The following is a 13,017-nucleotide window of genomic DNA, read 5'->3' as shown; positions in this document are numbered from 1 at the left end:
TGAAGCCCGCGTTGCGAACTCCATGGTGTGATCAAACAAAACTCAAAACGATCCGTGATGGTTGCAGATATGAGGCCAGAAATTGACCTCATATCTCTACGCCTTCCCCTTCCTGGCAGCCAGGACGCTGTATGTCGGGAGTTCACCCACCAGCGGCCTGGCGTAATCGAGGAAAGCCTTCGTGACATCAAACCCATCTTTGGAGATGAAATTATCGGGCATCGGGCGCTCGTGATTAGCCACGTCACCCAGAGGAATAGTACCAAAACCCATCTGGTAAGGATCAGCCTTTTTGTTGACACGCTGCATCGTCACCATCACCCCGCTCGTGCCTGTCAAAGCGAGACGGACGGCCTCTTTTCCACAGGCGTAGGCTTCATCCAGATCCCGTTTCAACCCACGGTCAGCCGCACACATTTGTAATGATTCGGTTACCTGGAACTCGCCACGCCAGCCGAATTCATCGGAAATCATGCGGTGCAACATCATGGCCGCACTGGTTCCGCCCATCGCGCCGAACTCGACGTTGTTAAACTTATCACGTGTCTGCGACGCACTCACGGGTTGGCCTTCGGCATCACGGATCCCTTCGCCGCAAACAATCGAGACGAAGCCGTGCTTTTCCTGAGCTTTCTTAACCGCTGCCAGAAATGCGGCTCGGTCAAAAGGACGCTCAGGGAAGAGAATCACATGCGGTGCCGTCAGGCCATGGCCGCGGGCACAGGCAGCAGCCGCAGGAAGCCAACCGGCACTCCGGCCAACGGTCTGGAAGACGACAAACTGATCGACGCGCTGCATATCCTTTGCCAGCAGTCCCCCTTGAAGCACACTCATCGCCACATAACGGGCAGCACTGGGATAGCCGGGGGTGTGATCGGTGCCGAACAGATCATTATCAACCGTTTTGGGGACACCCACGCCGATCATCTCGTGGCCGTTTTCACCCGCGTACTTCGTCACTCGATGAATGGTGTCCATCGTGTCGTTGCCGCCGATCATGAAGTAATAACGGATGTTGTACTTCTTGAGCTGCTTGAGCACCGTCGGAAAGTGTTCATCCTTCAGCTTCACCCGGCTGGAACCCAGTGCAGAACCGGGAGTGCCGCGCAGGCCCTTCATTACCGCAGGATCTTCACTGGAAAGATCGATCAGATGATCGCCCAGAACGCCTTCAATGCCGAATCGCATGCCGAACACACGGCTGATGCTCTTGCTCTTCCGAGCCGCGTCAAACACGCCCAACATCGAAGTATTGATGACAGACGTTGGCCCGCCAGACTGACCAATCAAAGCATTTCCAGACAACATACGGTTCTCGAACTTTCGCTGCTAAGGTTTGATCGGGAGTTTCACCTGATGGTGAGCCACCCGCTTGAGTCTTGGTTTTGGGATCGTTGACAGCCTGGAGCCTGATCCCACTTGTTTGATTGAAATCACAATATTGCCATGAATTGTTCTGCCATGGCTCATCACAAAAGAAGACATTCTGCTATTTCGCTATCGCCCATGTCAGGACTTGCTGAAAAAACTGGGCATAAGCACTTCCCACTTCAATCGGATGGGCGCCGGGTGCCTGAGCGCAAAATCGTTCCTCGCCCCAATCCACCAGACTGCCGACCCAATGAGGGGCAATGTCCGAAGCAAAAGCGACCACTCGTCCCTGATCGGCTTGCCCAACGACCAGCAGAGGATGATGGTCAGTCGCGTGCTCCCACGTCGTCTTGCCTTCCTCAGCATTGAACGTGGGATGCCAGACACGCACCATCAATAAGGTTTGTGTTCCCGGCCTGGCTTCAAACTGATTTAGTCCACCAACACACGTAGGACGTTCTTCCCAGGGGAGTCCTTGCAGAATCTCATGATTCAAACTCACTTGGGCCGCAGGAATCACCATGGCGGGCTGATCGAAATTCACGCGGTCATCGACAGGAGAGATCGTCACCGGTAGAAGTTCTGCGATGGGTGACTGATCCCAGTCGCCTCCTGCGCCGTGAAAACTCTCCCACCCCCCAAGCATCACCAGGCCTGTGCCACCTCGCACTTGCTGAGACATTTTGAGAGCAAGTTCGTCAGGGAGACGTGACGCGGGATAATCACTCAGAATGATCAGATCAAAGGGCTGTTCAAGATTGGCCGCTGACAGTTGGCAGTCGCTGGGGACATATTGAAATTCCCAACCCCAGGCCGTCATCAGCCCCGCCAGATAGCCTGCCGCTGTTTCCAGCGATGTATCGCCGCAGTAGAGGACACGTTGCATCGCAATCTTTCTGCATCGCCTACGACTCATCTGGTGGATCACACTCCTCCGGCCAGACCGATCACGATCGCGGAGGGATGTTTTCACACCATCAACACTGCTGTGTCCTTAAGTCTACTGGGATCTGAGTGACCATCGCAACCGACGCCAAGCAAATGGTCTATTGAGATATCCCCATGCACGAATCGATAACTCGACATCAGTAATCAAACCATTTCCAATAAACACATTTACACCATCTGAGGCGATGATTAGGATACCGCCGAGTTGGCAATTCGTTGATTCTGGGGCGATCTTCGACGCCGCGATGGGCTATCATTTTGACGTAAAGACTCACGTTCAAAACCATGACAGGGATTGTGCTCAGTAGCGTATTATGTGCGGAATCACCGGCTTTTTAACCTCTCGATTTCCAGCGACCGAAACCGAGGCCCGGCATCTGATTGAGAAGATGACCTGCCAACTCAATCATCGCGGCCCGGATGACCGTGGATACTGGTTTGATCCTGCGACTGGTATTGCCCTGGGGCAGACACGGTTGGCGATTGTCGATCTTTCGCCGCATGGTCACCAGCCGATGCACTCGGCAAACGGCCTCTGGTCGATTGTTTTCAATGGAGAAATCTATAACTTCCAGGAACTGCGAGCGGCTTTAGTTGCAACGGGTGTCACTTTTCGAGGCTCTGGGGATACCGAAGTTCTCGTCGAAGGATTTGCCCATTGGGGCATTGAAAAGACCATCGAGAAATGTATCGGCATGTTTGCCATTGCCGCATGGAACCACACCGACCGGTCGCTGACGCTGATTCGTGACCGGATGGGGATTAAGCCGCTCTACTATGGAAAGCTCGGATCAACATGGATCTTTGGGTCAGAGCTGAAACCATTTCATGCTCATCCCGAGTTTTCACCAGAACTTAACCGCGATGTGGTGCCTCTTTTTCTCCGACATAACTATGTTCCCGCCCCTTATTCCATCTACAGGCATGTCTGGAAATTACCTCCGGGAACCCTGCTGACCATCGATGCAGACGGACAATCAACCGGCCCGAGAACATATTGGTCAGTTCGCGAGAACGCCGTTCAAAGAGGACTTCGGTCTCCCTTTTCCGGAACAAACGACGAAGCCCTTGCACAGCTTGAACAACTTCTGGAAAGCTCCATCGGGCTGCGAATGATTGCTGATGTTCCTTTGGGAACATTTCTTTCAGGCGGGATCGATTCGTCATTAGTGACAGCGATCATGCAGAAGCTTTCTCCCCGGCCCATTCGGACTTTCTCGATTGGTTTTCGAGACCCACAATACGATGAGTCGACCTATGCGCGGGCCATTGCCAGGCATCTGGGAACGGATCATACCGAACAGATCGTTGAAGGGCCGGAAGCACTGGCCGTGATTCCTCATTTGCCCACGTTGTTTGATGAACCGTTCGCGGATTCCTCGCAAATTCCCACATTTCTTGTCTGTCAACTGGCGCGAAAACATGTCACGGTATCGCTGTCGGGCGATGGTGGTGACGAATTGTTTTGCGGCTATCGGCGCTATTTTCAGTCTCAGCAAATTGCCAACGCGTTGGGGTATCTTCCCCGCTCGGCCCGGCATGTTGCGGCGGCCATGTGCCGCCTGGCGGTTCCTTACGCCGGCTATGCTTCTGCGCGATGGCAAAGCCGCTTCAAACATGCCAGCAGGCTGTTTGCCTATAGCAACAGTGACGATCTCTACCAGCAGCACATGCAATACTGGACGACCGAAGACCCCGCGACATTCAAGCTGGCCTGGGCACCGACGGAGTTCATGAACCGTGATAGCTGGCTGAAATCGCCCTCACCTGAAGAACGGTGGATGGATCTCGACGCTCGGACTTACCTCCCGGATGATATTCTCACCAAAGTGGATCGCACCAGCATGGCGGTCGCGCTGGAAGCACGGGTGCCATTAATTGACCACCGCGTGGCCGAGTTTGCCTGGAGTCTGCCCCTGGCAATGAAACGAAGCGGGAATGAAGGGAAATTGCCGCTGCGGCAAATCCTCGGTAAGTATGTCCCACCAGAGCTTTTTGTCCGACCGAAAAAAGGTTTTGGTGTTCCCATGGAGCACTGGCTCTGTGTGGAATTACGTGATTGGGCCGAAGATCTGCTTTCTGAAGAGAGCCTCAACGCCACCGGTTTTTACAACACATCGCTCATCCGATCCCGCTGGCATGAGCACACCCATGGAAAGCCGGTCTGGCATTATCATCTCTGGGGCGTCCTCATGCTTCAGGCATGGCTCAGACGCTGGCCTGTTTCGCTTTGATCGCTCTCGCTCTCACCTGATCGCCTCATCAGATCACTGTGGCCTCGCCCTTCGGCCTTTCTCCCTCAGGGAGAAGGACTTGATAGCTCTTCGACAGACTCTGACTTTCAAGGAAGCTTTCGCTGGGATTATGCTGGATTCCTTGCGGATGATGCGTAAGAGTTCACATACCAGAAGGACTTGTTTCACTGAAGTTTCAGGAGGATCGTGAGATGGCAGCCGGTGGCATATTGGGACTTGTACAACTGCTGATATTGGTCGCCAGTATCGCATCACTGGTGGTCTGGATCGTTGGTATCGCGATTGGTCTCTGGGTGATCCGCTGGGATGCAGTCTCTGGCGGCTTTCTGGCCATCGGAAGCGGCCTTCCGGCCATCGCCTCATTGGGTGTCTGTGTCGCGCAGCTTATCTTGATCATGTCGGAATTCGACTCGATAAGCAGATCCAGCACCGACGGGGTTCAGATGCTCACGATTGCGAATCTGGGATTCACATTGGTCATGGCATTAGGTGGGGCGTCTTTAATGATCGGCCTTTGGCTGCTGGCAAAACGTTGCCGCAATTTACAATTAAGAGACTAATGCATTGTCAAATGCTTAAAAGCGGGGTCTTATACTCTGACAATGCACTCATACGGATCCCGGGATTTAACGGCGCATTGTGTGCCATGCTTGCGACACCTCTTAACACGCCGTTGGTTTCTAGAAAACGTATCTGACTCTGTCCGATAACACTCCCACTTCCGATGGCGGGAGAGGGTCGGGGTGAGGGGTATTTAGCTCTTCTTGTTCAGATAGCGATCTGATAACAATTCGTCGATGGAAACATGCCCCCTTTCATCGAGGGCCACGCGTTTCCCCCTCATCCGGCCTGCGGCCACCTTCTCCCTCAGGGAGAAGGGTTTAAACACTCCCACTCCCGCTGGCGGGAGAAGGATTTGAGAGTTACCGGACAGACTCTGAGACCGATGACGCACCATTTCACTTCTGGCTCAGCCAGGTATCTACAACACGCTCCAGTTCTGTCAACGGAATGGCTCCATTCTGCAGAATGATCTCGTGGAATTCGCGGATGTTGAACTGATCCCCCAGTGCGGCCTGAGACCGGCGGCGGAGTTCTTTTATCTTGAGTTCACCGATTTTATAAGCCAGTGCCTGCCCTGGCCACGAGATATAACGATCGACTTCGTTGACGATATCCAGTTCGGTCTTCGCCGTATTGTCGCGGAAATACTGAATGGCCTGCTCTCGCGTCCATTGTTTGGCATGGATACCGGTATCGACCACCAGGCGGACGGCTCGCCACATCTCGTAAGTTAACTGTCCGAATTTCGCATAAGGGTCGTTATAGACACCCAGTTCTTCGCCCAGGCTTTCGCTATAAAGTGCCCAGCCTTCAACATAGGCCGTGAAATCGGTGAAACGCCGGAATGTGGGGACGTCTTCCAGTTCTGTCGCCAGAGCAATCTGGAGATGATGACCTGGAACTGATTCATGCAGTGATAAAGCCGGTATTTCGTACTTGGGACGCATTTCGGGCTTGTAAAGATTGACGAAATAAGTCCCGGCCCGAAAACCATCGGCAGAGGGTGGCCGATAGTAGGCCGCTGTCGTATCAGGAGCCATATTAGAGGGGATCGCTTCCACACCATAGGGCGTTCGTGGCAGCTTTTTGAAGAGTTTGGTGAGCAGCGGGTCAACGCGTTTGCAGAACGCTTCATATTCTGTCAGCAGCTCTTTTTCATTCTGGAAATAGAAACGGGGGTCAGTGCGAAGCGAATCAAAAAATGCTTTTAGATCCCCTCTGAATCCGACCTGTTCGCGGATCTTTTCCATTTCAGAACGAATCCGGGCCACTTCTTTCAAGCCTGTCTGATGAACTTCTTCAGGAGTCAGATCCAGAGTGGTGAATTCACGGACACGAAAGCGATAGATGTCATCGCCGCCTGGAAGCTTCCAGACACCTTCTCCAGAATAGCAGGCAGGTAAATACCTGTTGTTGAAAAATTCCAGAAACTTTTGATAGGCCGGGACAACCTTGTTGGCAATAGCAGCCTGTGCGGCCGACTGAAGCGCATCCTGATGAGTTTCCAGTCCTTTAGGGATGTTTAACAATGGCTTGTAATAGAGGCTTTTTGTCGGGTCTGTGACAATCTGCCGCTCAATCTGATTCACGACTCGCTGCATGGTCACACGGGGTTGCAAGCGTCCTTTCTGAATACCGAGTTCCATCAATGCGATCGTTTGATCCATATAGGTAGGAAACGCATTGAGGCGGGCAATCCAGTTTTGATAATTGGAGAGCTTGGTAAAGGCGAGTGAATCGGCTAACGAGTTGTCATCTTGAATGCCTTCCCTCTGAGTCAGTGGCACCAGATGCCAGTCCGTTTTCGCCCGCTCCTGCTCCACTTCAAGCTGCTGGCGATAGAGACGGGCATTGAGTTGTGCAGCAGGCGAGAGCGGTTTCTTCTGGATCGCGTCAAGTTCCCGAGCCGCTTCCTCTAAATGCAGATGTCGTGCTTCGATAGCAGTTAATGACAGATCAGGCCAGAGGGCGTCATAGCGGTCGTCACCTAAATACGAAGCAAACGTCGGCGAGTTTTTCAGCGCCAATTCCCATTCTCGATCAAAGAAGGCATTCAGCTCTGTATCGGCGTTTTCTCCAGGAGTTGTTTTTTCTATGGATTTGTTCGCTGACTGACTGACTCTGGAACCATCAAATGTAGGGGTATTCCCGGTATGTTTCCATAAGAAGGCCAGTTCTATTGCGAGGTCTTCAATCGTCTTGCTGACAGGCCGCGCGCCGGTGTGACCCAGGGCATCGTCATACATCAGGACAATCGGCCGCTGTAAGGCAGGAACTGCTTGAAGCCGTGCCACCATTTTGCGGGCATGGTTCGGATCAACACGGGTATCGGCATCACCCGTAATGAACATGGCGGCGGGGTAGTTCACCTTTGGGTCGATATGATGATAAGGCGAATAGGCCTTCAAGACAGGATACATTTCTGGATCTTCGCTACTTCCATATTCAGGAACCCAGAACCGGGCGACTAGAAACTGGTGATACCTCAACATGTCCAGCAGAGGATAAGAGCAGACAACAGCAGCAAACAGATCCGGTCGCTGAGTCATGGCAGTCCCGACCAGCAAGCCGCCATTGCTACCACCGTTGATCGCTAAATGAGCAGGTGAGGTATAGCGATTGGCGATCAAATACTCGGCTGCTGCATAAAAGTCATCAAAGACATTCTGCTTCTTTTTAAGATTTCCCGCCGTATGCCAATCTTCTCCAAACTCGCCACCGCCCCGAAGATTGGCCACGGCATAGATGCCGCCCATTTCCATCCAGACAGCCGCTTTGGTTTGAAAGCCCGGCGTAAGATTGACGGCAAATCCACCATACCCATAAAGCAGAGTCGGGTTTGTTCCATCGAGCTTTATGTTTTTCTTGTGGGCGATAAACATGGGGACTCTGGTTCCGTCTTTGGAGGAGAACCAGACTTGCTGAAGCGTGAATTTCTCACTATCGAACGGAATCGCCGACCGATACCAGACCGTTGTCTTCTGCGTTGGGATATCGAACTGAAAGATGGTGCCCGGAACGATATAGCTACTAAAGCTATAGAAGAGTTCTGACTGATCCCACGCCCCACTGGCTGCCGAGATGGATCCCAGTGTCGGTGGATGAATCGCAAAGAGTTCTTTTCCAGCCAGATCATAGGCTTTGAGTTCAGAGACGACGTTTTTCAGCCAGCGGACGAACATCTTCCCACCGGCTAAAGTCACTCCTTCCAGCGACGCTTCCGCTTCAGGCACAATCACCTGACATTTTTCGAGCGAAGGCTCACGCAGATCGGCGAGCAGAACGCGGCCACGCGGTGATTGCCAAGTCGTACGGACAACGGCCCGATGATCGATCGCGTCCACTTCAAACTCGGCATCAATACCGACCGCAAACGGCTGAATTGATTCACCAGACTTGGCCAGCGATTGGATATAGACATCGTTCTGCGAAGAAGCACCTAAATAAACATGATAAACCAGCCATTGATCATCTTCAGACAGCCGCACGCCTAAGATGCGTTCCGGCCCCAGGTTCTCTCCGAATAGCAGTGTTTCCTGGCCGGTTTTTATGTCCCGGACATATGCTCGCGGGCCGATTTTCTGATCGTGACGAGACAGATAAAGCCGCTGTTGATCACGTGAAAACGAAAGACTCGTGTACCGGCCTTTGGGGAACTCAACGTCTGAGAATTTTCTTGTTGTGACATGAAACAGACGAGGTGTCACTTCATCTTCGCCACCCGTGCGAACGCCACAGATCAATAGCGAACCATCATGGCTGATATCCATGATGTTGACAGTAGTTTTGCCATCAGATGATAGCTTCTGAGGATCGATCAGCAATTCGTCAGGAGATGTTAGTGTCGGACGGAACCAGATACTGGGAACATCCGCGGTGGCAGATCGCTTGGAAAAGAAAGTCTTTCCCCCTCGCACGACCGGCATGCCCATGCTGTCGACTTTGAGTAACTCAGACAGCCGGGATTTGATCTGCGGAAGCTGAGGCAGAGAGCCTGTGATCGTTTGCAGATACTTCGCCTGAGCGGCGAGCCATTCACGTGTGTCAGGAGCCTTCTGGTCTTCCAGCCAGCGATAGGGGTCGACCACCATCTCGCCATGAAAAACTTCCGGGACGTTATCAATCTTTGCCTGAGGTGCCGGCAGCATTGTGTCATTAGCAAATGTCGAGGGCATCATTCCGACTCCGGCAATTCCCATCAGGTAAGCCATGTTCCACATCCATTTTGCGACAATGGAAGTCACCGTGGAAATCTCAGGGGAAGTCGGTCGGTTGCGAGGACTGAATAAGATCAAATTCGCCACGGCATCATTCCTAAATCGTCTCTATTGAAGAAGCCAGAGCCTACACCAGCACGGGAGCTGGGGGTGATGTTTTTACGAGTGTTGTTGGTTCCGGGAGGAGAACCCTCTTTGTCAGAAGTTGTTGATTCTGTACATCTGACTGACGATTTTCCTCTCCACGCACAGCATGACACGGTTGTCCACAAAATTAAACATGATGCCAGTATGGCAGGGCTTCAGTCCTGAAAAAAAATCGTGACATCAAAAGTCCAGGTGGAGTCAATTTGACGAAAGAGATTACCAGGATATCACTTAACACACATTCGTCCTGAAGGAATCCTCTGGCGACGGTGCAGTCAAAACATGAGGCCACGTGCCGTATTGACCCAACGAGCAAGTGTCATTCATGACAATCTGAAAGAGTGATCTTCTCGGAAACAGGGTTTCTGAGTATGGAAGTCATGCCCCATGGCCTTCAATGTTGATTTCTTCCTGATTGAAGCCTGATTTCCTGTTTGTTTGCATAAAACCCATGAGTGCCGACCGCATGTCGCAAGTGAACCCACCTCAAGCTCGACGGACTCTTGTCATCAATCTGGTCTTGTGCCTGCTGGTTGCCATGCCGCCAGTCCTTGCGATGGCTGCCCCCTTCTGGAGTCACGCCAAGCCGTGGAGTCAACCACTTGAAGCTGGCCCATCGCTCGCCTTCTCGCAATATGCCGTCGACCTGGGGCGGGTTCGTCCGGCTGACGAACTTCGGGCCACCTTCCGCTTCCGCAATTCGGGCGACAAGCCCGTAACGATCACCGAGATCAAGCCCAGTTGCGGTTGTCTGATGCCACGCATCGACAAGCAAACCTATGCTCCCGGCGAAAATGGGCAAATCACCTTGCGGATGCAGCCTGCCAACGAACAGCCAGGCCAAAAAGAATTCTTTTGCGATATTCTTTACACCGACACAAAGCCACGAACAGATCGCCTGACCTTCCGACTACATCTTCCCGAGCAGCGTCTGAGTGTTCGTCCTTCAGCGTTGATTATCTATCAACTCAGCCATCAACCAACGACACAGCCTTTGTTTGTGACCGACAGTCGGGGCCATGAGATCGAAATTCTTGGAATCCGCACGGGGTCTCCGTTCGTGACCGCCTCAATGACAGCCCCTGCTGGTTATCAGCCCGTCAGCCCTGAGCTTGACCCACGGAGTCCAAAATTTAATGGCCCTGTCTCTGCGTTGCGACCTGCCAATCTCACTCATGCTAACGTCACTCAACCTAATCAGACATCGGCAGCCAACCAGTCCCTGAAGCCAATCCCTGAAAGTGAAGCATTACCTGCGGTGAGTCAGTCCCATTCTTCCGATTTCCTCGTGGCCGATAACACTCACGCCACGAATGAAAAAGTGATTTACATCACGGTGGCTGCCGAGCTTCCCCCCGGTCGGCATCATGCTGTGGTCGAAATTGAAACCGCCGATCCAGAAGTCCGGTTTCTCAAAGTTCCTGTGATGATTCAGGGACGTGCGACGGAAGAACACTCCCATCAAGACGTTCCCCCCGCTCCCGGCAAATAATCTTCCCGCAGCCTGGGTGCGGCTTGCTCTCTCTCATTTCTTTATTGACCATCTGAGTGACGAAGGTCGTTGGGAACGCCATACTGTGGCGCAGATTCTCGTGCCCGATCCTTGGCAACGTGCGGTTTGACGTTGGTCTGGGAAACCCGTCCTCAACGGAAGTTTTTGCAGCGCATGGCGACTTCAAATCAAAGCCCCGAGATCGCATCATTGACGTCGGGCGGGAAGGCAGGCGTCGATGAAAGCCCTGCTGAAAAGATCCTTAATATCCCCTCCTGGGCCGAAGACCCTCGCCCCGGTGCCTGGCTTCGCGGCTGCCTGTGCGCGATGACATTCCTGATCTCCCCTTTGGGAAAGTTCATTCCCCGCCGGTTTGCCAATATGACTTCTGGCGAACGTCTCGAGCATGGCCTGGTGATTATTCTGCCGGGGATTGACAGTTTCAGTTTTCTTAACCTCGGGACATGTAGCGGGTTGAACGATGGGCGGGTGAAATCGGCCATTCGGACAATCGATTGGACGACCGGTTGGGATCTTCTTTTCTTCTATCACCTCAGAGGAAGCCGCCGAAACTGGAGAGTCGCCAACTTTATCGCCGAAGAGATTCGGGCCTATCAAAAGCGATATCCTGGGCGTCCCGTCACTCTCGTTGGCCATTCGGGAGGCGGAGGAATGGCACTCCGGGTCTTAGAAGTGCTGGGGCCTGATGATCCTGTGACGGGAGCAATTCTCCTGAATCCCGCCGTTTCAACCCGTTGTGATCTCTCTGCCGCCCGTCGCGGGGCGAAAGTCGGGATCTGGCACTTTCATTCCCTGTTCGACGCATTTTTTATTGGGGCTGGAACCATACTTCTGGGGACATTTGATGGGAAGCATGCTCCCTGCGCTGGCATGTTAGGCTTTTCCCATCCCTCGACAATCAATGGAGAAGGGGCACCGGTGCATCAGATTCCCTACACATGGGCGTTCTACCGCTGGTTTCATACCGGCGGACATCTGGGATGTGTTAACCGTGTCTTTATTGAAGCCGTCATCGCCCCTTTGGTGAAACGGTTGGAAACTCACCGAAACGATTGACAGGGAAACGATTGACAGGCGATGGTCTCTCTGGCGATGGTCTTTCTGGCGTGTCCCGATCCTCTGGTCACCATCCAGCGACCTTTGCCACACAGAGCCTTATCAACGTTAATGAGATCCCAGAGGCAATCCTGTCACGGCAGATAGGTCATTGACGCAAAGTGCCTCGCGGCTTCCGATGGGTTCGCCATAACCTTTGCCGATGGCCCAACCCCAGTAACGTGCCCGGTCACGAATATCATCCAGCACCGTTGGAAACGTCAGCGTGCGGCCAATGGTGAACTGGCTGGCATAGGCGCTGACGGATTGCATCTTTTCTTCAATCGTCTCACTGATATCCACCACAAAAGCGGGCGTTGGCTGGATCTTGAGATGCACACTCCAGTAATAAAAAATGCGTGGCGGATGGTAAGGCTCGCCAGGCATTGTGGTCTTGGACAGCTTTGACCAGAATCTGGCCGCTTCGATGAGCTGGGTTGCTGCCACATGATCGGGATGGGCATCTTCGGGCCAAGGGGCCAGGATGATGCGCGGCCGGGTTAATCGAAAAACCTCCGCAATCGCCTGGCGCGCTTCCAAAGTCGGCTCCAGCGACCGATTGAGCAGGCCGAGATTCCACCGAAAGTCGAGTTCAAGAAACTGTGTCGCCCTGGCTGTTTCAGCTTGACGAATCTCAGGGGAACCAAAGGGTGTTGGCTCACCAGAGGTCAAATCCAACACCCCCACGCGTTGCCCCATGCGGTGCCACTTAAGCAACGACCCACCGACGCTGATCTCTGCATCATCAGGATGCGGGGCCACACACAGAACATCCAGCGGCAACAGATCCCGGGGAATCTCATCAGTCGAAGGCATGACCACGCTCACATCCCTTTTGAACCCATGCACGACAGTTTTGGCAGCCTGTGATGGCTTGGCCACCTGTCATCGGAAGTTTTCTCAAATG

8 protein-coding genes are annotated in these 13,017 nt (G+C 53.1%); 4 read left to right on the top strand and 4 right to left on the bottom strand.

What is annotated here, in order from left to right; genetic code table 11:
* Positions 1 to 96 precede the first annotated feature (96 nt).
* Positions 97 to 1,308 carry a diphosphate--fructose-6-phosphate 1-phosphotransferase gene (locus tag SH287x_RS19075; RefSeq protein WP_479515979.1) on the bottom strand — a complete coding sequence of 404 codons (1,212 nt, stop codon included), beginning with the start codon at positions 1,306 to 1,308 and terminating at the stop codon, positions 97 to 99.
* Positions 1,309 to 1,489: 181 nt separating this feature from the next.
* Positions 1,490 to 2,257, bottom strand: a complete 768-nt coding sequence (locus SH287x_RS19070; RefSeq protein WP_479515978.1) for a glutamine amidotransferase — start codon at positions 2,255 to 2,257, stop codon at positions 1,490 to 1,492.
* Between the two features lie 376 nt (positions 2,258 to 2,633).
* Here SH287x_RS19070 and asnB point away from each other — a divergent pair, with 376 nt between their 5' ends.
* Positions 2,634 to 4,553, top strand: a complete 1,920-nt coding sequence (gene asnB, locus SH287x_RS19065) for an asparagine synthase (glutamine-hydrolyzing) (RefSeq protein ID WP_479515977.1) — start codon at positions 2,634 to 2,636, stop codon at positions 4,551 to 4,553.
* 212 nt (positions 4,554 to 4,765) lie between these two features.
* Positions 4,766 to 5,134, top strand: a complete 369-nt coding sequence (locus SH287x_RS19060; protein ID WP_479515976.1) for a hypothetical protein — start codon at positions 4,766 to 4,768, stop codon at positions 5,132 to 5,134.
* Between the two features lie 399 nt (positions 5,135 to 5,533).
* On the opposite strand, the gene SH287x_RS19055 is transcribed toward SH287x_RS19060, so the two are convergent.
* A complete protein-coding gene (locus tag SH287x_RS19055; RefSeq protein WP_479515975.1) occupies positions 5,534 to 9,442 on the bottom strand; it encodes a DUF885 family protein in 3,909 nt (1,302 codons plus the stop codon).
* 526 nt (positions 9,443 to 9,968) lie between these two features.
* Between SH287x_RS19055 and SH287x_RS19050 the strand changes: the two genes are divergently transcribed.
* Positions 9,969 to 10,994, top strand: coding sequence for a DUF1573 domain-containing protein (locus SH287x_RS19050; protein ID WP_479515974.1), 1,026 nt, complete (start codon positions 9,969 to 9,971; stop codon positions 10,992 to 10,994).
* Between the two features lie 174 nt (positions 10,995 to 11,168).
* Positions 11,169 to 12,071 carry an alpha/beta fold hydrolase gene (locus SH287x_RS19045; protein ID WP_479515972.1) on the top strand — a complete coding sequence of 301 codons (903 nt, stop codon included), beginning with the start codon at positions 11,169 to 11,171 and terminating at the stop codon, positions 12,069 to 12,071.
* Between the two features lie 108 nt (positions 12,072 to 12,179).
* Here SH287x_RS19045 and bshB1 read toward each other — a convergent pair whose 3' ends face one another.
* On the bottom strand, positions 12,180 to 12,926 hold the full coding sequence (gene bshB1, locus SH287x_RS19040) for a bacillithiol biosynthesis deacetylase BshB1 (protein ID WP_479515971.1): 747 nt from the start codon (positions 12,924 to 12,926) through the stop codon (positions 12,180 to 12,182).
* Positions 12,927 to 13,017: the final 91 nt, after the last annotated feature.

This window comes from Planctopirus sp. SH287, assembly GCF_056500625.1.
This window is presented reverse-complemented; position numbering and strand designations above follow the sequence as displayed.

Excerpts from the sequence above, each read along its gene's own strand:
- SH287x_RS19045 (WP_479515972.1), top strand. The coding sequence starts at position 11,169 with ATGGCGACTTCAAATCAAAGCCCCGAGATCGCATCATTGACGTCGGGC.
- SH287x_RS19070 (WP_479515978.1), bottom strand. The coding sequence starts at position 2,257 with ATGCAACGTGTCCTCTACTGCGGCGATACATCGCTGGAAACAGCGGCA.
- bshB1 (WP_479515971.1), bottom strand. The coding sequence starts at position 12,926 with ATGCCTTCGACTGATGAGATTCCCCGGGATCTGTTGCCGCTGGATGTT.
- asnB (WP_479515977.1), top strand. The coding sequence starts at position 2,634 with ATGTGCGGAATCACCGGCTTTTTAACCTCTCGATTTCCAGCGACCGAA.
- SH287x_RS19075 (WP_479515979.1), bottom strand. The coding sequence starts at position 1,308 with ATGTTGTCTGGAAATGCTTTGATTGGTCAGTCTGGCGGGCCAACGTCT.
- SH287x_RS19060 (WP_479515976.1), top strand. The coding sequence starts at position 4,766 with ATGGCAGCCGGTGGCATATTGGGACTTGTACAACTGCTGATATTGGTC.
- SH287x_RS19050 (WP_479515974.1), top strand. The coding sequence starts at position 9,969 with ATGTCGCAAGTGAACCCACCTCAAGCTCGACGGACTCTTGTCATCAAT.